The 20,159-nt window shown below is 65.7% G+C and carries 22 protein-coding genes; 17 read left to right on the top strand and 5 right to left on the bottom strand.

What is annotated here, in order from left to right; translation table 11 throughout:
* Nucleotides 1-37 precede the first annotated feature (37 nt).
* Complete coding sequence (locus SPBM01_RS11500; protein WP_188061961.1) at nt 38-1,303, top strand: DUF445 domain-containing protein; 1,266 nt, start codon at nt 38-40, stop codon at nt 1,301-1,303.
* 31 nt (nt 1,304-1,334) lie between these two features.
* On the opposite strand, the gene SPBM01_RS11495 is transcribed toward SPBM01_RS11500, so the two are convergent.
* Entirely contained in the window at nt 1,335-1,922 is a 588-nt protein-coding gene (locus SPBM01_RS11495) for a hypothetical protein (RefSeq protein WP_188061960.1), read from the bottom strand.
* Nucleotides 1,923-2,208: 286 nt separating this feature from the next.
* Here SPBM01_RS11495 and SPBM01_RS11490 point away from each other — a divergent pair, with 286 nt between their 5' ends.
* The 6 genes from SPBM01_RS11490 to ribH all read left to right on the top strand — a co-directional run bounded on the left by SPBM01_RS11490 (nt 2,209) and on the right by ribH (nt 6,995).
* Nucleotides 2,209-2,886, top strand: a complete 678-nt coding sequence (locus SPBM01_RS11490; RefSeq protein ID WP_262504434.1) for an energy transducer TonB — start codon at nt 2,209-2,211, stop codon at nt 2,884-2,886.
* 103 nt (nt 2,887-2,989) lie between these two features.
* Nucleotides 2,990-3,469, top strand: a complete 480-nt coding sequence (locus SPBM01_RS11485; RefSeq protein ID WP_188061958.1) for a hypothetical protein — start codon at nt 2,990-2,992, stop codon at nt 3,467-3,469.
* A 56-nt stretch (nt 3,470-3,525) separates the two neighbouring features.
* The gene (gene ribD / locus SPBM01_RS11480) at nt 3,526-4,479 is read left to right on the top strand and encodes a bifunctional diaminohydroxyphosphoribosylaminopyrimidine deaminase/5-amino-6-(5-phosphoribosylamino)uracil reductase RibD (RefSeq protein WP_188065680.1); all 954 of its coding nucleotides are present in this window, start codon (nt 3,526-3,528) and stop codon (nt 4,477-4,479) included.
* Nucleotides 4,480-4,536: 57 nt separating this feature from the next.
* Complete coding sequence (locus SPBM01_RS11475) at nt 4,537-5,145, top strand: riboflavin synthase (protein ID WP_188061957.1); 609 nt, start codon at nt 4,537-4,539, stop codon at nt 5,143-5,145.
* Nucleotides 5,146-5,281: 136 nt separating this feature from the next.
* Nucleotides 5,282-6,562, top strand: a complete 1,281-nt coding sequence (gene ribB / locus SPBM01_RS11470) for a 3,4-dihydroxy-2-butanone-4-phosphate synthase (protein ID WP_188061956.1) — start codon at nt 5,282-5,284, stop codon at nt 6,560-6,562.
* 10 nt (nt 6,563-6,572) lie between these two features.
* Nucleotides 6,573-6,995: a 6,7-dimethyl-8-ribityllumazine synthase gene (ribH, locus tag SPBM01_RS11465; RefSeq protein WP_188061955.1), complete on the top strand. Its 423-nt coding sequence runs from the start codon at nt 6,573-6,575 to the stop codon at nt 6,993-6,995.
* A gap of 141 nt (nt 6,996-7,136) precedes the next feature.
* Here ribH and SPBM01_RS11460 read toward each other — a convergent pair whose 3' ends face one another.
* Entirely contained in the window at nt 7,137-8,231 is a 1,095-nt protein-coding gene (locus SPBM01_RS11460; protein WP_188061954.1) for an alkene reductase, read from the bottom strand.
* Nucleotides 8,232-8,300: 69 nt separating this feature from the next.
* Here SPBM01_RS11460 and SPBM01_RS11455 point away from each other — a divergent pair, with 69 nt between their 5' ends.
* From SPBM01_RS11455 to ssb, 5 genes are all read left to right on the top strand, one after another.
* Nucleotides 8,301-9,182, top strand: a complete 882-nt coding sequence (locus SPBM01_RS11455) for a DMT family transporter (protein ID WP_188061953.1) — start codon at nt 8,301-8,303, stop codon at nt 9,180-9,182.
* A gap of 9 nt (nt 9,183-9,191) precedes the next feature.
* Nucleotides 9,192-9,848 (top strand): COQ9 family protein, encoded by a 657-nt coding sequence (locus SPBM01_RS11450; protein WP_188061952.1) that lies wholly within the window; start codon nt 9,192-9,194, stop codon nt 9,846-9,848.
* A gap of 78 nt (nt 9,849-9,926) precedes the next feature.
* Nucleotides 9,927-10,181: a ferrous iron transport protein A gene (locus SPBM01_RS11445; protein WP_188061951.1), complete on the top strand. Its 255-nt coding sequence runs from the start codon at nt 9,927-9,929 to the stop codon at nt 10,179-10,181.
* Complete coding sequence (feoB, locus tag SPBM01_RS11440) at nt 10,178-12,034, top strand: ferrous iron transporter B (protein ID WP_188061950.1); 1,857 nt, start codon at nt 10,178-10,180, stop codon at nt 12,032-12,034. Before SPBM01_RS11445 ends, feoB begins: the two co-directional genes overlap by 4 nt.
* 30 nt (nt 12,035-12,064) lie before the next feature.
* Nucleotides 12,065-12,637 carry a single-stranded DNA-binding protein gene (ssb, locus tag SPBM01_RS11435; protein ID WP_188061949.1) on the top strand — a complete coding sequence of 191 codons (573 nt, stop codon included), beginning with the start codon at nt 12,065-12,067 and terminating at the stop codon, nt 12,635-12,637.
* A 42-nt stretch (nt 12,638-12,679) separates the two neighbouring features.
* On the opposite strand, the gene SPBM01_RS11430 is transcribed toward ssb, so the two are convergent.
* The 3 genes from SPBM01_RS11430 to SPBM01_RS11420 form a co-directional block, all read right to left on the bottom strand.
* A complete protein-coding gene (locus SPBM01_RS11430) occupies nt 12,680-13,555 on the bottom strand; it encodes a UTP--glucose-1-phosphate uridylyltransferase (RefSeq protein WP_188061948.1) in 876 nt (291 codons plus the stop codon).
* Between the two features lie 88 nt (nt 13,556-13,643).
* Nucleotides 13,644-14,081 carry a hypothetical protein gene (locus tag SPBM01_RS11425; RefSeq protein WP_188065679.1) on the bottom strand — a complete coding sequence of 146 codons (438 nt, stop codon included), beginning with the start codon at nt 14,079-14,081 and terminating at the stop codon, nt 13,644-13,646.
* 171 nt (nt 14,082-14,252) lie between these two features.
* Nucleotides 14,253-14,426, bottom strand: coding sequence for a DUF1674 domain-containing protein (locus SPBM01_RS11420; RefSeq protein WP_188061947.1), 174 nt, complete (start codon nt 14,424-14,426; stop codon nt 14,253-14,255).
* Between the two features lie 152 nt (nt 14,427-14,578).
* Between SPBM01_RS11420 and SPBM01_RS11415 the strand changes: the two genes are divergently transcribed.
* From SPBM01_RS11415 to SPBM01_RS11395, 5 genes are all read left to right on the top strand, one after another.
* Nucleotides 14,579-15,868 (top strand): RsmB/NOP family class I SAM-dependent RNA methyltransferase, encoded by a 1,290-nt coding sequence (locus SPBM01_RS11415; protein ID WP_188061946.1) that lies wholly within the window; start codon nt 14,579-14,581, stop codon nt 15,866-15,868.
* 52 nt (nt 15,869-15,920) lie between these two features.
* Nucleotides 15,921-16,412: a diguanylate cyclase gene (locus SPBM01_RS11410; RefSeq protein WP_188061945.1), complete on the top strand. Its 492-nt coding sequence runs from the start codon at nt 15,921-15,923 to the stop codon at nt 16,410-16,412.
* Nucleotides 16,413-16,482: 70 nt separating this feature from the next.
* The gene (rpe, locus tag SPBM01_RS11405) at nt 16,483-17,145 is read left to right on the top strand and encodes a ribulose-phosphate 3-epimerase (protein WP_188061944.1); all 663 of its coding nucleotides are present in this window, start codon (nt 16,483-16,485) and stop codon (nt 17,143-17,145) included.
* The gene (locus tag SPBM01_RS11400) at nt 17,142-18,908 is read left to right on the top strand and encodes a heparinase II/III family protein (RefSeq protein ID WP_188061943.1); all 1,767 of its coding nucleotides are present in this window, start codon (nt 17,142-17,144) and stop codon (nt 18,906-18,908) included. Before rpe ends, SPBM01_RS11400 begins: the two co-directional genes overlap by 4 nt.
* A gap of 57 nt (nt 18,909-18,965) precedes the next feature.
* Nucleotides 18,966-20,156, top strand: coding sequence for a glycosyltransferase family 87 protein (locus SPBM01_RS11395; RefSeq protein ID WP_188061942.1), 1,191 nt, complete (start codon nt 18,966-18,968; stop codon nt 20,154-20,156).
* Nucleotides 20,157-20,159: the final 3 nt, after the last annotated feature.

Here is a 20,159-nt window from a genome sequence, read left to right as displayed (position 1 = left end):
TGCCTGAACGAAACGGGCGCGTAACCGTTAAGGGGCCATGACATTGCTTCGCGCCCCCCGGTCGATCGGCGAAAGCCTGCCCCATCCCGCCCGGCGGATGCGGATGTTCGCTACGGCCATGCTGCTGGCGATGGCTGTGATATTCATCGCCGCGCGGGCGACCGTGCATCTCCACCCCGCCGTCGGTTTCGTGCAGGCCTTTGCCGAAGCGGCAATGGTCGGCGGACTGGCGGACTGGTTTGCGGTCACGGCGCTGTTCCGCCATCCGCTGGGCCTGCCGATCCCGCACACCGCCATCATCCCGCGCAACAAGGACCGGATCGGCGACACGCTGGCGATTTTCCTGCGCGACAATTTCCTCACCCCTGCCGTCGTCGCGCGACGGATGCGGACGATGGATGTCGCCTCGGCCGCCGGGCGATTTCTGGCCAGTCCATCGGCGGGTGACGGGCGGTTGCGGGCCGGGGCATCGCGCCTGATCGCCGACATGTTGGAGGCGCTGGACCAGGAACGGCTGGGCGGCATGGTGAAGGGCGCGATCGGCCAGCGGTTGCGCGGCATCAACGTCGGCCCGCTGGTGGGGCAGGCGATCGAGGCGGCGATGCGCGACGGGCGGCATGGCCCGGTAATGGACGGCATCATCCATTGGGCCGACAAGACGCTGGAAGCCAATGAACATCTGATCCGCCAGATGGTGCAGGAACGCGCGGGCAAGGTGTTGCGCTGGACGGGGCTGGACGAAAATCTCGCCAATGCGATCCTGTCGGGGCTGCGCAAGATGCTGGCCGACATGGCCGACGATCCGGGTCATGGCCTGCGCCTGAAGGCGGAGGAGGGGATGGCCAAGCTGGCCTTCGACCTGCAATATGACATCGAGATGCAGGCGAAGGCGGCGAAGATCCGCGACGAAATCCTCGACAATCCGGCGATGCAGCGGTGGATCGACGGATTGTGGGAGCAGGCGCGCGGCGGGTTGCTGCGTGCGGTGCGCGATCCGGGCAAGGCAATGGCCGGGCGGTTGGGCGAAGCGCTGCGCCAGCTGGGCGGCACATTGCTGGACGATGCGCGTTTGCGGCTGGTCATCAACCGCTTCGTGCGGCGCGCGGCGGTGGGCGCGACGGCCAGCTATGGCGATGCGATCGTGCGGCTGGTCAGCGACACGGTGCGCGGATGGGACGCGGGGACGATCACCAACCGGCTGGAAAGCGCGGTCGGCCGCGACCTGCAATATATCCGCATCAACGGCACGCTGGTCGGTGGGCTGGTCGGCCTGATCCTGCACGCGATCGACATGGCCCTATAAAAGAGGCCGGGCGCATCCCGGCCCGATCGAATCATTCTGGCGCGGGCGGCTGGCCCGGCGGGGGTGGCGGCAATTCATCGCCGGTCAGCACGCCATCGCCATTGCGGTCCATATCCGCAAACATGGCCAGCGCAGGCGCGGCAAATTCATCATGGTCGATCATGCCGTCGTCATTGCCATCTTCGGGCCATGGCAGCGCGGAGCCGGGCGGACCGGGTGGCGGAGCTTCGGCGCGACGGGCCTGGGCATCGGCGGGGGGACGGCCACCGGGCGGTGGGCCGCCAGCGCCACCGGGGCCGCCGCCGCCTTGGCCCATGCCGCCCGGTGCGCCACCGGGGCCACGCGATTGCCGGCCTTCGCCTGTCGCTGCACTGGCGTCGCGTGGTTGCCGTTCATGGCCCAATATCTGGCGCATCGCCTGCACCGGCACGCGGCCATCGCCGTCCGAATCCATGCCGCCAAATTGCCCGTCGATCCATGTGGTCATTTCCGCGCGGCTGATCTGGCCATTGCCATCGCTGTCGGCCGCCAGCGGACCGCCATGCCCGGCGGGTGGTTGCGCGAACAGGGGCGTCGGCACGATCAGCGCGCCGATCAGCATGGGAACAGGAAATCGCATCGTCACTCCTCGACTGGGCAGGATATGGCACCGGGCCAGCTTCTGTCACGGCATGTCGCACCCGCGCTTTGCCGCCCTATGTCGGGACGCTGCGCCTTTGTTGCAGGCGATAAAAAATGATGTTGCAACATATCATAAAAATATGATGTAACATGTCATGCACTGCCCGAAGGCGGACAGGCGGGAGAGGAGTCGAGCGATGCGAACGAACGCGATGCAGGCGACACAGGGGCAGCCCATGATCGGGCAGGCCGCAACAGGACGGCAAGGCACGGCATGGCGCTGGATGCGGCGGCAGGCGGACATCGCCGAACCATCGGGCTATGGCGGCGGGCGCGGATCGCCTGTCGGGATCGGCGGCGCGATTGCTGTCCATGCGCTGGTGATCGGTGTGTGGCTGCTGATCCCCAAGGAAATGATCGACACGGTGCTGCCGCGCCCGTTCGAAACCTATGCAGTGCCGCAGGATAAGGCGCCCCCGCCCGAACCGACCGAGCCTGTCACGGAGCCGACCAGCCGGACACGGGCGACTGACCCTATGCCGACCGCGACCGATCCGGTCGTGACGGTGCCAATGGGCGATCCTGTCGTCACTGGCACCGATTCGGGCGGCGCGGATGTCGAGCCCGGTCCTGACATCATCCTGCCCCCGGCCGACCCGCCGCGCGCCGCCGTCCTGGTCGACGCGGCGATCGACCCGCGCGCGCTACCCGCATTCCAGCCCGATTATCCCGGCGCGATGATTCGTCAGGAGATGGAAGGGACAGTGACGGTGCGCGTGTCGATCAGCGCGGAAGGCCAGGTGACCGACATCGCCCGCATAGCGGCGAGCGACGAGAGTTTCTGGATCGCGACCCAGCGCCACGCGCTGCGCAAATGGCGTTTCCGTGCGGCGACGCGCGACGGCGTGGCAGTGGCTTCTTCCAAGGTGCTGACCGTGCGGTTCACGCTGACCGACAGATAGGATGGACGGCGCGCCCTTGCCCGCCCCCGGCAGGGCGCGCCGATGATCGGAAACGACATGGACAATTTTTGCATCCGCGCCCGCACTGTCCTATAGGGGCGGCATGGCGATATTTCCCCGTCCCGTTTCCCCCAAGCACGCCGTCGGCGACCTGTGGGGCTATTTCAAGGAACAGCGGCAGCATAAATGGCCGCTGCTGGGCCTGTCTGCCGCGATCACCTATGTCATCATCTGGGCGTTCGTGGTCGATGGCAACACCAACACCATGCCGACCCGCAACAAGATCACCTATGTGCAAAGCTGGGATCTGAATCGGTCGGACGCGGCGATCATCCTGCAACAGAAGATGGATCTGGCCCGCTACGAAGTCGCCCTTTCGCGCAAGCAGAAAGACATGCAGAAGGTCGCCGACATGGTCGGGATCGAATGGCGCGAAGATGCCGCCCGCAACGATGCCAAGCGCAAGGAAGCGGTGACGCAGATCAACGCGCTGCTCGACGCGCGCCTCGTCAAGGCGAAGCAGAGCGGTGGGGCAGAGCAGGTGGCCGGGGCAAAACCAGCCGAAGGGGCGCAACAGCCCTGAGCGGAAAGCCGAACGCATCCGGGTCGACCCGCATGTCGCATGACGACCGGCGCTATATGGCTGCCGCCATTGCCCTGTCGGCGCGCGGGCGCGGCCTTTCCACGCCCAATCCCAATGTCGGTTGCCTGATCGTGCGGGATGGCCATGTGGTCGGGCGCGGCTGGACGCAAAAAGGCGGCCGCCCCCATGCCGAAGCGCAGGCGCTGGAGCAGGCAATGGATCGGGCGCAGGGCGCAACGGCCTATGTCACGCTGGAACCCTGTTTCCACCTCTCGCCGCGTGGGCCGCGCTGCGCCGACCTGCTGGTGCGGGCGGGGGTGGCGCGCGTGGTGATTGCGCTGCGCGATCCTGATCCCCGCACCGACGGGCAGGGCGCAGCCTGGCTGCGCGACCGGGGTATCGCGGTGGAAATGGGGCTGATGGCGGATGACGCGGCGCGGGCGATGGCGGGCTTCGTCCTGCGCCAGACGCGCGGGCGGCCGCATGTGACGCTGAAACTGGGCCTGTCGCTGGACGGGCGAATCGCGCTGGGCGATGGCACCAGTCGCTGGATAACCGGGCCGGACGCGCGCGCCCATGCGCATGTGGAACGGGCGCGGCATGATGCCATACTGGTCGGCGGCGGCACGTTGCGCGCCGATGCGCCGCGTCTGGACGTGCGGATCGCGGGGTTGCAGGATCGTGCGCCGCGCCGCGTGCTGCTGAGCCGTCACGCTGCGCCGGACGGGTGGGAGAGGATTGCCGCGCCGCAGGATATTGCCACGCTCGACCGAGTCGACCATCTGCTGGTGGAGGGCGGCGCGGCAACGGCGGCGGCTTTCCTGCGCGCAGGGCTTGTCGACCGGCTGCTGCTCTATCGCGCGCCGATCATCATTGGCGCCGGGCTGGCGGGCATCGGCGACATCGGGCTGGGCGATCTGGCCGCCGCGCATGGCCGCTGGCGGTTGATCGACCAGCGGCGGCTGGGCATTGACGGGCTGGAGGTTTACGAGGCGGTGTCGAGCGCTTAGAGCAGCCACAAACACATCCCGTTCGCCCATATCGGACGGAAATTTGGATTTCGACGCATGTTCACTGGCATCATCACTGACATCGGCACCATCCGCACCAGCGAACAGCGCGGCGACCTGCGCCTCGTCATTGGCAGCGGCTATGACATGGCGTCCGTCGCGATCGGGGCGTCGATCGCCTGTTCGGGCGCGTGCCTGACGGTGGTGGAAAAGGGGGCGGACTGGTTCGCGGCAGACCTGTCGGCGGAAACCGTGGCGCGCACCGCGCCCGGCCTGTGGGTCGAAGGGGGTCGGCTGAACCTGGAACGGGCGCTCAAGGTCGGCGATGAACTGGGCGGGCATATCGTCACTGGCCATGTCGATGGCGTGGGGCATCTGGTGTCGGCAACATCTGAAGGCGATTCGACCCGCCTGGTCATCGCTGCGCCCGCCGCGCTGGCCGCTGCGCTGGCGGCCAAGGGGTCGATCACGCTGGACGGCATTTCGCTGACCGTGAACAGCGTGGATGACCAGCCCGATGGCAGCGTGCATTTCGGCCTGAACATCATTCCCCACACCGCGCTGGCCACTACGCTGGACGCGCTGCCCGCCGGACGGGCGTTCAATTTGGAAATCGACGTGCTGGCGCGCTATCTCGACCGGATGCAGAGCCTTCGCACCAAGTGATTGCGAGGGAGAATGGAACATTCGCCCACTCGGAAATCACGGCATCACGACCCCGCAATGTGATTGCCCCTTGATATAATCACATCACAGTGTGATATACGGCGCACGCCCCATTCGGGGGAAGGAGTCGTTTCCCATGTCATCCGCGCTGCTCGATACCGTCCGCACTCTCGTCACCGATGGTGGCATGTCCCGATCCGGCTTGGCCCGCGCCGCCGGTCTGCACGCCAATTCGCTGCGCAAACTGGGAGAGGATGACTGGAACCCGACCGCCGATACGCTGGGCAAGCTGGAATCCTATCTGTTGAAGCGGGAAGGCGGCACGGCGCTCGCCAGCCCGGAAGAAATCATCAACGAAGCCCGCAACGGCCGCATGTTCATTCTGGTCGATGACGAGGATCGCGAGAATGAAGGCGATCTGGTCATCCCGGCGCAGATGGCGACCCCGGACGCGATCAATTTCATGGCGACGCATGGCCGTGGCCTCATCTGCCTGGCGCTGACCAAGGCGCGGGTGGACGAACTTGGCCTGGGACTGATGAGCCGCAACAACGGCACGCGCCACGAAACGGCGTTCACCGTGTCGATCGAGGCGCGCGAAGGCGTGACCACCGGGATCAGCGCCGCCGACCGCGCCCGCACCATTTCCGTCGCGATCGACGGGTCGAAGGGCAAGGCGGACATCGTGACGCCGGGCCATGTATTCCCGCTGGTGGCCAAGGATGGCGGCGTGCTGGTGCGGACCGGCCATACCGAAGCGGCAGTCGATGTCGCGCGGCTGGCGGGGCTGAACCCGTCGGGCGTGATCTGCGAAGTGATGAAGGACGATGGCACGATGGCGCGCCTGGACGACCTCATCCCCTTTGCCGCCAGGCATAAGATGAAGATCGGTACGATCCGCGACCTGATCGCCTATCGTCGCCGTCACGATCATATCGTCGAACGCCGTGCCGAAACCACCTTCCAAAGCCAGTGGGGCGGCGACTGGAAGGCGCTGAGCTTCTATAACAAGGCGACCCAGACCGAGCAGCTGGTGCTGCAAAAGGGGCATGTGTCGCCCGACCAGCCGACGTTGGTGCGAATGCACCAGATGGCGCCGCTGTCCGATACGTTCGGGGCGCAAAGCGCGCGCAGCGGATTGCTGGCCAGGAGCATGGAAATCATCGGTCAGGAAGGCGCGGGCATCATTGTCGTCCTGCGCGGCGACGAACCCGACATGCTGACCCGGATGCTGCATCATCATGCCGGCATCGTGCAGGGCGATATGGACGAATTGCGCAATTACGGCGCGGGCGCGCAGATATTGGCGGAGCTGGGCGTGCATGACATGATCCTGTTGACCAACAGCCATCACAGCCTGATCGCGCTTGACGGCTATGACCTGGCCGTGGTTGGGCAGCGTCCGATCGAGCTGTAAAGGATATATCATGGCCAAGTTCCTGATCGTCGAAGCGCGCTTCTACGACCATCTCAACGACCTGCTGATCGAGGGTGCGGCTGCCGCGCTGGACGATGCGGGGCATAAATATGAGGTGGTGACGGTGCCGGGCGCGCTGGAGATTCCCGGCGCGATCGCGATGGCGGCGGAAAGCGGCCGCTATGATGGCTTCATTGCCATCGGCGTGGTCATTCGCGGCGAAACCTATCATTTCGAAGTGGTGTCGAACGAAAGCGCACGCGGTCTGATGGCGCTGAGCATGGATGCCATCGCCATCGGCAACGGCATTTTGACGGTCGAAAATGAAGCGCAGGCACTGACTCGCGCGAAGCGGACCGAAAAGGACAAGGGCGGCGAAGCGGCCAAGGCGGCCATCGCGATGCTGGCCCTGCGGGACCGCTTCGGCGCGTAAGAGACTGGAGTGATCCTCCCCTGCAAGGGGAGGGGAACCGCCGCGCAGCGGTGGTGGAGGGGTGTCACCCCATCGATAGCATGACACCCCTCCGTCGGCCTTCGGCCCGACACCTCCCCTAAAAGGGGAGGGTTGATCGGGTTACGCCGTCGCCCGTTCCTGTTCCAGCGTGGGGTAGTCCGTATAACCTGCCACGCCCGGCCCATACCATGTCGCCATTTCCTGCGGCGGGTTGAGCGGTGCGTCGAGGCGCAGCCGTTCGACCAGATCGGGATTGGCCATCAGCGGACGGCCAAAGCTGATCGCGTCGGCCAGGCCACTGGCCAGATCGGCCTGCGCCCGATCCTTGTCATAATCGCTGTTCAGGATCAGCACGCCGTTGAAATGCTGGCGGATCAGCGGCGACAGGCGCGGCACATCGGTCGCGCCGAACGTGCCGTCCGGGCCGGGTTCGCGCAGTTCGAGCGAAGCGATGCCGATCGCGTTCAGCACATCGGCGGCATGGGCGAACAGCGGCGCGGGGTCGCTGTCGTTCACACCCTGCGAATCGCCATTGGGCGACAGGCGCACCGATACCTTGTCCGCGCCAATCGCATCGACCACGGCCTGCGTCACTTCGCGGAGCAGGCGGACGCGATTTCCCACGCTGCCGCCATATTGGTCGGTGCGGAAATTGGCATTGTCGCGCAGGAACTGGTCGATCAGATAGCCATTGGCGGCATGAATCTGCACCCCGTCGAACCCGGCGCGGATGGCATTGCGCGCGGCCACGACATAGGTCTCGATCAGCGCGGGAATCTCATCCACGCTCAGTGGCCGGGCGGTTTCGAACGGCGCCTTGCCCTCGTAGGTGTGCGCGTCGCCCGCCGTGGCGGTGGCGCTGGACGATACGGGCTGCTCGCCGGTCACCGCGCTATGTACCTGACGGCCCATATGCCACAGTTGGGCGATGATCCGCCCGCCCGCGTCATGCACCGCCTGCGTCACTGGTTGCCACGCCGTCACTTGCTCGTCCGACCACAGGCCCGGCGCATAGGGCCAGCCCAGCCCCTGCCGCGAAATGCCGGTCGCTTCGCTGATGATCAGGCCCGCCGACGCGCGCTGGCGATAATAATCGACCATGATCGGGGTCGGCACATGGTCGCGGGTCGCGCGGCCACGGGTCAGTGGTGCCATGACGATGCGGTTGGGCGCGGAAACGTCACCAATCTGGATGGAATCGAACAGGCTGCTCATGAAATCTCCTTCGATCAAGGTTGCAATATGCAACGGGACTTGATGCTCAAAGCCAGCTAGGGAGCCGCGATGGCCCATTCAACCCCCGACATGCGGAAAGATATCCCGCGCCTTGCCTTTCCGGCGCTCGTCCTGGCTAATCTCATCCTGCCGCTCGGCCCGGTGCTGGTGCGGCTGTCGGATGTCGGGCCGGTGGCGGCGGCCTTCTGGCGATTGACGCTGGCGCTGCCCTTCCTGCTGTTGCTCGCCGCGCCGGGGCTGCGCCGCACCCCGCCCAATCGCGGCGAATGGTGGGCGCTGCTGCTGTCGGGTCTGTTCTTTGCTGCGGATCTTGCCGCCTGGCATATCGGCATCCTCTATACCAAAGTCGCCAATGCGACGGTGTTCGGCAATATGAGCGGGCTGTTGCTGCCTGCCTGGGCTTTGCTGGTGCTGCGCCAGCGGCCCACGGTGATGCAGGGGGCGGCGCTGGCGCTGGCGACCATCGGTGCGCTGGTGATGATGGGGGGCAGTTATGAATTGTCGCCCGCCTATCTGCGCGGCGACCTGTTCTGCCTGCTCGCGGGCGTGCTTTACACCGCCTATCTGCTGATCGTGCAGGGTGCGCGCGGGCGGCTGGACAGTTGGTCGGTGCTGGCAGTGTCCAGCGTGGCGAGCGCGCCGCCGCTGCTGGCCTACGCGCTGTTGCTGGGCGAACGGATCATGCCGGGCGACTGGACCCCGTTGATCGTGCTGGCGCTGTCGAGCCAGTTGGTGGGGCAGGGGCTGCTGACCTATGCGATCGGCTGGTTTTCGCCGCTGGTGCTGGGGTTGAGCCTGTTGCTGCAACCTGCGGTGTCGGCGGTGCTGGGGTGGATGCTGTTTGGCGAATGGCTGAGCGTGACCGACATGGCCGGAACGGCGGCGGTGGCCGCTGCGCTGGTGCTTGTGCGATTGCCTGTCCGCTCTTAGATTGGCGGCATGACACAGGATCTGACCCTCGACGAAATCCGCGCCCTGCTCGCCCCGGCGCTGGCGCGCAACGCGGCGTTCGATGGATGGCGCAAGGAATCGGTCGCCATGGCCGCAGCGGACAGGCAAGTGGACGCCGATGTGGCACAACTGGCCTTTGCCGACGGGCCGGTGGACATGATCGACGCCTGGTTCGCCAGCATCGACGCGGCGATGATCGACGCGCTGCCGCCCGAAATGCTGGCTACCCTGTCGATCCGCAAAAAGATCATTGCGCTGGTCGAGGCGCGGCTCACTTTGCTGGCTCCCGATCGCGAAGCGCTGCGCCGCGCCATTGCGATCCTGAGTTTTCCCACCAACACGGCGCGCGCCGCCCGGCTGGGCTGGCGCGCGGCCGATGTGATGTGGCGCGCGGCGGGCGATAGCGCCACGGACCTGGCCCATTATACCAAGCGAATGACGCTGGCCGGGGTCTATGCCGCGACGCTGCTGGTGTTTCTGGACGATGAGAGCGAGGGCCATGCCGACACACGCGCTTTCCTGGCCCGGCGGATCGAGGGTGTGATGCGCTTCGAAAAGTTCAAGGCGCAGGTCAAGGGCGTGGGCGGCGGCGAGACGCTGAGCCTTGCCCGTTTCGTCGGACGCTTGCGCTACCCCGCAATATAACGTCACACGATTCGCGCTGGCCTTTGGCAATCGGTATTGATAGTCACTCGCAGCAATTGACTGTGAGTATATATTGCCGTGCGCCTGACCGACTTGCCGCTCCGCCAACCTGCCTATGTCGACACCATCGACTGGTCCGCCCTCTCCCCGGCGGAGGGGCAAAGGCTGCGTGAATTTGGCCTGTGCGAAGGGGCCAGCGTCGAAGCGCTGCACCATGGCGGCCTGTGGGGCAGGGGACCGATCGCCTGCAAGGTCGGGCGCATGACCATCGCCATGCGCCGCAACCATGCTGCCGCCATCGCGGTACGCACGGGACCGGAGGCTGCATCATGAGCGCGCTGCCGCTCGTCGCGCTGGTCGGCAATCCCAATGCGGGCAAGAGCGCGCTGTTCAATGCGCTCACCGGCGCGCGGCAAAAGCTGGGCAATTATCCCGGCGTCACCGTGGAGCGCAAGGCGGGCCGCCTGTCGCTGAGCGATGGCTGCCCGGTCGAACTGGTCGACCTGCCCGGCACCTACAGCCTGGACCCCGGCAGCCCGGACGAACAGGTGACGCGCGACGTCGTGCTGGGGCGGCAGGCAGGCGAAAAACGGCCCGACGCGCTGGTGATCGTGGTCGATGCCGCCAATCTGGACAATCATCTGCGCTTCGCACTGGAACTGATCGCGCTGGGCCTGCCGACCATCGTCGCGCTCAACATGGTGGATCTTGCCACCCGCGACGGGCTGGAACTGGACGCCGCCGTGCTGGCGCGCGAACTGGGCGTGCCGGTGATCGCCACCGTGGCAGTGCGCAAGCGGGGGCTGGATCATCTGCGCGAGGCGCTGGGCGCTATGCTGGGCGCAGCGCATGTCGTGCATAGCCCGCCGCCGGAACGTGATTTCGACGCGCTGCGCGCCGAAGCCCGGCGCATCGCGCGTGCGGGCATCGTGCGCGAAACCCCCTCGCGCCGCCTGACCGCTGCGGTCGACCGGGTGGCGCTGCATCCTGTGTTCGGGCTGGCGCTGTTGCTGGGGCTGTTGTTCGTGATGTTCCAGGCCGTCTATGCCTGGTCCGAAGCGCCGATCGCGATGATCGAGGGGTTGGCCGAAGCAGCCGCTACCGCCACCCGCGAAGCGCTGCCCGACGGCATTGTCCGCTCCTTCCTGGTCGATGGCGTCATCAATGGCGTCGGGTCGGTGATCGTGTTCCTGCCGCAGATTTTGATCCTGTTCTTCTTCATCCTGATGCTGGAAGCGACCGGCTATATGGTCCGTGCCGCCTTCCTGATGGATGGCATCATGGCAAAGGTCGGCCTGTCGGGCCGGGCGTTCATTCCGCTCCTCTCCTCCTTCGCCTGCGCCATTCCCGGCATCATGGCGACTCGCACCATCGCCGACCCCAAGGACCGTCTGACCACGATCCTGATCGCCCCGTTGATGACCTGTTCGGCGCGGCTGCCGGTCTATGCCGTCATCATCGGCGCGTTCATCCCCGCGCGCGACATTGGCCCCGGCATCGGCTTGCAGGGCTTCGTCCTCTTCTGCCTCTATGTCGCGGGAATCGTCGGTGCGATGCTGGTCGCGCTCGTGCTGCGCATGACCGTGACCAAGGGGGTGAGCGGCGGTTTCCTGATGGAAATGCCCAAATATCAATGGCCCCACCCACAGGATATTTTGCTGGGCCTGTGGCAGCGCGCGGTGACCTTCCTCAAGCGCGCAGGCACGATCATCTTTGCCTCCACCGTCATCCTGTGGCTGCTGCTGTCCTTCCCCAAAGTGCCGGACGGCAGCCCGGTCAGCCAGGTCGATTATTCGATCGCGGGCCGGATCGCCGGTGGCCTCAACGTCATATTGGAGCCGATCGGTTTCAACCGCGACATTTCGCTGGCGCTGATTCCGGCCATGGCGGCGCGCGAAGTCGCCGTGTCCGCGCTTGCCACGGTCTATTCGATCGACGCGGGCGACGACGAAGCGCTGTTGGAACGCAGTCTTGGCGACCGGCTGAAAGACCAGTGGCCGCTGCCCACTGCGCTGGCCTTCCTTGCCTGGTTCATCTTCGCGCCGCAGTGCATTTCGACCATCGCGGTCACGCGGCGCGAAACCAATGGCTGGAAATGGCCGTTGTTCATGCTGGGCTATCTCTTCGCGCTGGCCTATGTCGCGGCGGGCGTGACTTACTGGACGGCGCGCGCTGCGGGCTTATAAGAGGCCGCTTCAAAAGGTTTCGGAGGAATCATGGCAGGGTCTGTCAACAAAGTCATTCTGGTCGGTAATCTGGGCGCGGACCCGGAGGTCAAGAGCTTCCAGAATGGCGGCAAGATATGCAATTTGCGGATCGCCACGTCCGAAAGCTGGAAAGATCGCAACAGCGGCGAGAAGAAAGAGCGCACCGAATGGCACACCGTCGTCATCGGCGGCGAAGGGCTGGTCGGCGTGGCCGAACGATTCCTGCGCAAGGGATCGAAAATCTATATCGAGGGCCAGTTGCGCACCCGCAAATGGCAGGACCAGAGCGGCAATGACCGCTATTCGACCGAAGTCATGGTGCAGGGTCCGGGCGCAGTCCTGACGATGCTGGACGGCGCGCCCGGTGGCGGTCAGGGCGGCGGCGGCGGTGGCCGTTCGCAGCAGGGCGTCAGCGATTGGGGCGCTTCGTCGGGCGGCTATGATGATTTCGGCGGCGGTAACAGCGGCGGCGGCTTTGGTGGCGGCGGCGGGCGCTCGTCGGGCGGTGGTTCAGGCGCGGCGCGCGGCGGCGCGGGCGGTCCCAATTTCGACAATGATCTGGACGACGAAGTGCCGTTCTGATCGGCAATAAATCCTCCCCTTGCAGGGGAGGATTTTTGCATCTCAGCGCGCCAGTTCTTCCGTCGCAAAGGCGCGGATGTGCGCGCCAAGATCGTCCCGCTCCAGCGCCAGCGCCAGATTGGCTTCGATATAGCCGGCCTTCGATCCACAATCGAAACGCCGCCCGTCGAAAGTCACGCCATGGAAAGGCTGGCGACCGATCATCTGCGCCATGGCGTCGGTCAGCTGGATTTCCCCACCCGCGCCCTTCTCCTGCGTTTCCAATATCTTCATCACGTCGGGTTGCAGGATGTAGCGGCCCGGCAGGATCAGGTTGGACGGCGCGGTCCCGGCGGCAGGCTTTTCGACCAGCCCCTTCACTTCCGTCAGCACGCCGTCGCGCGCACCCGGATCGATCACGCCATAGCTTGGCGTCTGTTCCATCGGAATTTCCAGCGCGCAGACCAGATTGCCGCCGACCTTGTTATAGGCGTCGACCATCTGCTTCATGCAGCCATTGCCCGGCGTGCCTTTCATGAATTCGTCGGGCAGCAGGATGGCGAAAGGTTCGTCGCCGATAATGTCGCGCGCGACCCAGATGGCATGGCCCAGACCCAGCGATTCCTGCTGGCGCAGGAATACCGCATTGCCCGGCGCAAGCCGCGTGCCTTCCAGCGCCGACAGATCCTTGCCGCGCTCACGCTGCAAGGTTTCGCATTCGAACGCGATGTCGAAATAATCCTCGATCGCGCCTTTGCCGCGCCCGGTGACGAAGATCATTTGCTCGATCCCGGCCTCGCGCGCTTCATCGACCGCATATTGGATCAGCGGACGGTCGACGACCGGCAGCAATTCCTTTGGCACGGATTTGGTGGCTGGCAGAAAACGGGTGCCAAGGCCGGCAACCGGAAAAATGGCTTTGCGAATCGGTTTATTCAAGACTGATACCCCATTGCCCTAGATTCAAGGCTGGTTTGCCGCGCGTGCGAAAAAGGTCAAGCAGATAGGCAGCGATATGATCGGCAGATCACACTGCCAGCAATCGGCTGGCCACGGCCTCCAGTGCCTCTATTTCACTATTGAGCGTTTCCAATGTCACATATTGGTGAACATTTCTTTGATCGCGGCAAGTAAAACCGCCCGGTTCGGGATGATGGAATCCCTGAATGATCAAGGCGCGAAAGCGGTCGATACGCTGCATGTCGCGTTCGATTTCGGCAATCTGGGTCAATGCCGCGGCGTTGCGCCGGTCCCGCATCGCTACCATCGTGCGCATTTCCGTCATCAGCTTCGCCATGGTCGGCCGGGTGCGCGCGCCCACCGTACGCACGTCGCCCATCGCATCGCGCAACAGCACGATCTTGGCCTCCAGGCTTTGTTCCAACATGGTCCAGGCGCATACCAGCCGCCCCACAGCGCATAGCAGCGCTGCGTCCTCCGGCGTATAATCCGCCACCGCTTTCATATGATTGTCCGAAACAAGTTGCACGCCCACGCTCTTTTTCTCCCTCGGCGCAATGCTGCGCAGGCGGCGGGGGAAAAGACCATAGGGGGCCACTGCGCTCCCCGTGCGGGTGCCACAGGCCAGCGGCAGGCGTGCAAAATCCCCGGTGAATGGAGTCGGGGCCGTTATGGTTCAGAAATCAATCGCGATTCCCTTGCGCTCCCAGTCGCCATAGCGCACCGGGCTAAGGTCTTCCTGATGCCGCGATGGCGCGTCGATCGGGTCGGGTTGCGGCACCGGCGGGCTTTTGGAAAGATGCGCGGGCGGCTGGACATGCGCCGGGCGCTTGCCGTTATAAAGTCCCATGAAAGCCGCCTTTCTTCAATCGCGCGCATTGTCCGCGCGCCTGTTGCAAAGCGTCATTTGGGCGGGCGCGCGCGCAAGCGCAAGGGCGCTGTCCCGCGACCGGCCGATCTTGCATCTTCTTTATCGTCCTGAAATGCACTAGGCGCAGCCAAATGGCTAAACCTCCCCGTCCCGATGATGTCCCCGGCCTGCCCGCGCGCCGGGCTGCGCTCAAATTGCTCGATGCCGTCATGCGGCGCGGCGATCCGCTGGAAATCGCGCTGCATGGCGCATGTCAGGGGCTGGCCGACCGGGCCGACCGCGCGCTGGTCCATGCCATCGCTGCCGAAGTGCTGCGCCATCTGCCGGACCTCGACGCGCTGATCGACGGCGCGACGAAAACATTGCTGCCCGACGACGCAAAGGCGCGGATGGTGCTGCGCATCGCGCTGGTGCAGGTGCTGGTGTTGGGGACGGCTCCCCATGCCGCGGTCGCCACCGCGCTGCCGCTGGTAGATGGCGGCCCGCGCAAGCTGGTCCACGGCGTGTTCGGCACAGTCACGCGCGCGCAGCCGGCATTGCCCAATCCGCCGACCCTGCCGCGCGAAGTTGCTGCCCGCTGGGAAGGGCAATGGGGCGCGTCGATGGTGGAGGCCGCCGCGCGCGCCTATGCCGTGCGCCCGCCAGTGGACGTGTCGCTGCGGGACAGCGCCGCCACCGCGCACTGGGCCGAACAGCTAGGCGGCACCAGCCTGGCCCCCGGTCATGTCCGCCTGCCCGAAGGGGCCAACATCACTGACCTGCCCGGCTTTGCCGATGGCGCGTGGTGGGTGCAGGATATTGCCGCATCCTGCGCGGCGCGGTTGCTGGGCGCGGGGGAGGGGCGCAGCGCGCTCGACCTGTGCGCCGCGCCAGGTGGCAAGACGATGCAGCTGGCAGCGGCGGGATGGCAGGTCACCGCCATCGACCAGTCGAAAAAGCGCATGGAGCGCCTGACGGAAAACCTGACCCGCACCACCCTGTCGGCCGATGTGGTGCAGGCGGACCTGCGCAACTGGGAACCCGACGCGCCGGTCGATGCGATATTGCTCGACGCGCCCTGCACCGCGACGGGCATTTATCGCCGCCATCCCGACGTGCTGTACCGCATCGGCCCGCGCCAGATCGCTGACCTTGCCGATCTGCAAACGGAATTGCTGGCGCGCGCAGCCGACTGGCTGAAACCGGGCGGGCGGATCGTCTACGCCACCTGTTCGCTGGAACAGGCTGAGGGGGAGGAGCAGCTTGCCCGCTTCCTGACCGCACGGCCCGATTTCTCGCTTGTGCCTGCACAGGTGGACGAATTGCCCGTCGGCATCGCGCCCACGGCGCAGGGCTGGCTGCGGACCCTGCCCGACACGCTGGCCGATACCGGCGGCGCGGACGGATTTTTTATCGCACGGCTTGCCAAAGGGTCGAACTAACTCTTAACCATGAAGCACTTAGGATGGTCTTTCCCCGTCTGGAAGGTGCGCTGTGCGTCCGATCGAACCTTTGCCGCTGCATCATAGCTGGCCGCTGTACGAACTGCATGAACATCTGGCCCCCGTCGCGCTGGATCCCTCGCTGGCGCGCAACGATGCGGCGCTGGCGGAACGGGGGCTGGGCCTGTGGCATTGCGACCTGAAGGATGACAGCCTGACCTGGACGGCGGGGGTGTACGACATATTCGGCCTGGAACGGCATATTCCGGTGCCGCGCGCCTTGTCCGTCTCGCTCTATGCGCCGGAATCGCGGCTGGCGATGGAGCGGTTGCGCACTTACGCCATTCGCCATCGGCGCGGGTTCACGCTGGACGTGGACATTCATCAGGCCGACGCTGGCGGCCAGTGCGCGATGCGACTGGTGGCCGCGCCGGTGCTGGACGATCTGGGCGATGTGGTGGGCCTGCACGGGGTCAAACAATTGCTGCCCCATGGCGCGCTCTGTTCCAAAAGGCTGGACCCGACCATCTTCGTAATGCTGTAATCGCCCGCATCGCTGGACGGTGCAAATCCCCGTTGCCCTACGGCCAAGCCATGGCTAAGGCGATCGGTTAATGACCCGTCCCATTCTCATCTCGCCCTCCATCCTGTCCGCCGACTTCGCCCGTCTGGGTGAGGAGGTGCGCGCCATCGACGAAGCAGGCTGCGACTGGATCCATATAGACGTGATGGACGGCCATTTCGTGCCGAATATCACGATCGGCCCGGCAGTGGTGAAGGCGTTGCGCCCGCACACGCAAAAGACGTTCGACGTTCACCTCATGATCTCGCCGGTGGACCAGTATCTGGATGCCTTTGCGCAGGCGGGGGCGGACATATTGACCGTCCATCCCGAAGCGGGTCCGCACATTCATCGCTCGATCCAGTATATCAAGTCGCTGGGCGTGCAGGCGGGCGTGGTGCTGAACCCCGGCACCCCTGCCAAGATGCTGGATTATCTGATCGACGACGTCGACCTCATCCTGGTGATGAGCGTCAATCCCGGTTTTGGTGGGCAAAGCTTCATCGAAAACCAACTGCGCAAGATCGAGGCGATCCGCAAGATGATCGACAAGAGCGGGCGCGACATTCGCTTGCAGGTCGATGGCGGGATCGATTTCACCACCGCGCCAAAGGCGATTGCGGCGGGTGCGGACGTGCTGGTCGCTGGCACCGCCACCTTCCGGGGCGGGCAGGCTGCCTATGCCGACAATATCAGGACGTTGCGGGGCGGGTGAACACGCCCCGGCGCATCTCCCCCGGTCCTCCGCCGGACGCCGACGTGCAGGCGGCCGACGATGGAATCGAGCAGGGCAAGCGGCTCATCCGCGTCGCGGATGACAAGGGGCTGTCGCTGGCGCAGAGAATCGCCAATCATTTCTATCTGCTCAGCTGGAAAACGCCGATCCACGGGCGCAAGCTCAAGGGCAAATATCCGCTGAAATTGCTGGCCGTGCCGGACGATGCGGTGCCGGGCGATGCGCGCTCCGGGCAGGCGATCCGGTCGGGCTATGTCCTGTTCCGGGGCAAGAAGCAGCCGCTCGATACGCTCGATTTTGCGCGGCTGGACCTTGGCCCCGCCTTTGCCGACCATCTGCACAGCTTTGCCTGGCTGCGCGATCTGGCCGGGGCCGGCACGCGCGAACAGGGCGCGCCGATCGCCGAAGGGGTGATGCGCAAATGGCTGGCGACTCACCATGAAACGCCCAGCGAACCGGCATGGCGCGCCGACAATGCGGGCTGGCGGCTGCTGTTCTGGACCGCCCATGCGCCGCTGATCCTGTCGTCTAGCGATCTTGTCTATCGTTCGCTGGTCCTCAACTGCATCGCCCGCACCGCCCGTCATCTCGATCGTAGCGCCGATAAGGCACCGATGGGCCTGCCCCGCATCGTCGCCTGGAGCGCGATCGTCGCGGCCTCCATGCTAATCCCCGGCGGCAATGCGCGCAAATTGTTCGGCGAGGCCGGGCTGCGCCGCGCCATCGATACCGGCTTTCACCCCGATGGCGGCATCGTGTCGCGATCTCCGCTGGCGCAGGTCGAAGCGATCATGGCGCTGACGATGCTGGGCGCGGTCTATGACGTGCGGCGCGAAGCACGACCCGCTGTGCTGATTGACGCGCTAGCCCGCGCGGTCCCCGCCTTGCTGGGCCTGACCCATGGCGATGGCGGGCTTGGCAACTGGCAGGGCGCAGGGGCCATTGCCCCCGCCACGGTGCAGGGCATCGTGCAGGCGAGCGGTGTGCGCGCCCGTCCGCTGCGGCAGGCGCGCGACTGGGGCTATCAACGGATCGCCGCGGGCGCGACGGTGGTGCAGATCGACGCGGCCCCGCCGCCGGTCGCCCGGCTGGCCGAAGCGGGCTGCGCCTCCACCGGCGCGATCGAAATCAGCGACGGCCCGCATCGGCTGATCGTCAATTGCGGCGGCGCAGGGCTGGAGGGGGCATGGATCCCCCGCGACCTGGCGCAGGGGCTGCGCACCACCGCCGCGCACAGCACGCTGGTGCTGGACGATTGCAACAGCACCGCGCTGATGCCCGACGGCACGCTGGGCCGGGGCGTGACCGAAGTCGAACTGAACCGGCAGGAACTGGACAATGGCAGCCGGGTGGAACTGTCGCATGACGGCTATGTCCGCCGCATCGGCTATATCCACCGCCGCCTGCTGATGGTCAGCGGCGATGGCAAGGAAATCCGGGGGGAGGATATGCTCACCCCCGCCGAACGCCGTCGCAAGCCCGCCAAACTGCCGGTCCTGCTGCGCTTCCACCTCGCCCCCGGTGTCGAACCGACCCTGACCGCCGACAATCAGGCCGCGCTGCTGCGCATCGACATGGGCGCGCTGTGGCAATATCGCACCGGATCGGGCGTGCTGACGCTGGAGGACAGCCTGTGGGTCGACCCGGACGGCCGCCCGCATCCGACAAAGCAACTGGTCGTGACCAGCGAAGCGCTGCCCGGCGGATCGAGCATAGGCTGGCTGTTCAAGCGGGTGGGGTAGAGCGTCCCAAATCCAGGCCTTTAACGCCTGTTTACCCTTTTGCCCTAGCCAGAGCCAATGATGCTGTCGGCACCATTGCGCATATTGGAACAGGTGGAGGTGGCGCAATGGCGACGCATCGCCCGGTCCTGGTGCGTCATCATGGCGCTGCTGTTCTGCGTCTATATCGCGCGGCAATGGCGGGTCGGCATGACCGACGGCGCGGGCCATCCCTTTGGCGAGGATTTCCTGAATTTCTGGTCGGCGGCGCGGCTGGCCATATCGGGGCAAAGCGCGCTCATCTACGATCTGGCGCGCTTTCACGACTTTGAAACCGCGATCGTCGGCGGGCCGATCCATCTCTATCACTACAGCTATCCGCCGGTCATGTGGGTGATTACCGCGCCGCTGGGGCTGCTGCCCTACGGCGCGGCGTGGGTCGTGTGGCAACTGGGTGGCTGGTGGGCGTTCGCCATGGCGATGCGGCGCCTGTCGCCTGCCAATGGCGTACTGCTCGCGCTTGCCCTGCCGGCGGTGATGATCAACGCGATAAGCGGGCAAAATGGCTGCTGGACCGCAGCGATTCTGGGCTGGGGACTGATCCTGCTGCGCGACCGGCCGGTGCTGGCCGGGGCGATTCTGGCGCTATTCGTCGTCAAGCCGCAACTGGGCTGGCTCATTCCGCTCGCGCTGCTGGCCGGGCGGCAATATCGCGCGCTCGCGGCGTTCGGGGCGACCGCGACGATGCTGATCCTGCTCACCTTGCCCCTGTTCGGCCTGCAATCCTGGCTCGCCTATGTTCAACAGGGCGCGATGCTCAAGACCGCGATATTGGAGCAGGGGGACGGCACCTGGCACCGGATGATCTCCATCTTCATATTGGTGCGCCATCTGGGGCCCAGCGTGGCCGCTGCCTATGCCGCGCAACTGGTGGCAAGCGCACTGGTCGCGCTGCTTGTCGTGCGCATATGGCGGGCGGAGGGTGCCTCGCCGCGCGCCATGGCCATGCTGGTGATGGGCGTGCTGACCGGATCGCTTTATGTCAGCGACTATGATTGCGTCATGGCCGGGCTGGCTGCGCTGTGGTTGTGGCGCGAAGGGGATGGCGCGCTTCATGCGCGGATCGGCCTGGCGATCCTGACCCCGTTGTTCGTGGCGCTGGCGGCGCTGGGGACAGGCGTGGCCGTCGGCGCGCTTACGCTATGGCCGATGCTGATCGGGGGCTGTATTTTTGCGCGGCAGGGGACTAGAGGGCTGCGGCAAGCCTGAAAG

Source organism: Sphingobium sp. KCTC 72723, from assembly GCF_014280435.1.
GTDB lineage: Bacteria > Pseudomonadota > Alphaproteobacteria > Sphingomonadales > Sphingomonadaceae > Sphingobium.
This window is presented reverse-complemented; position numbering and strand designations above follow the sequence as displayed.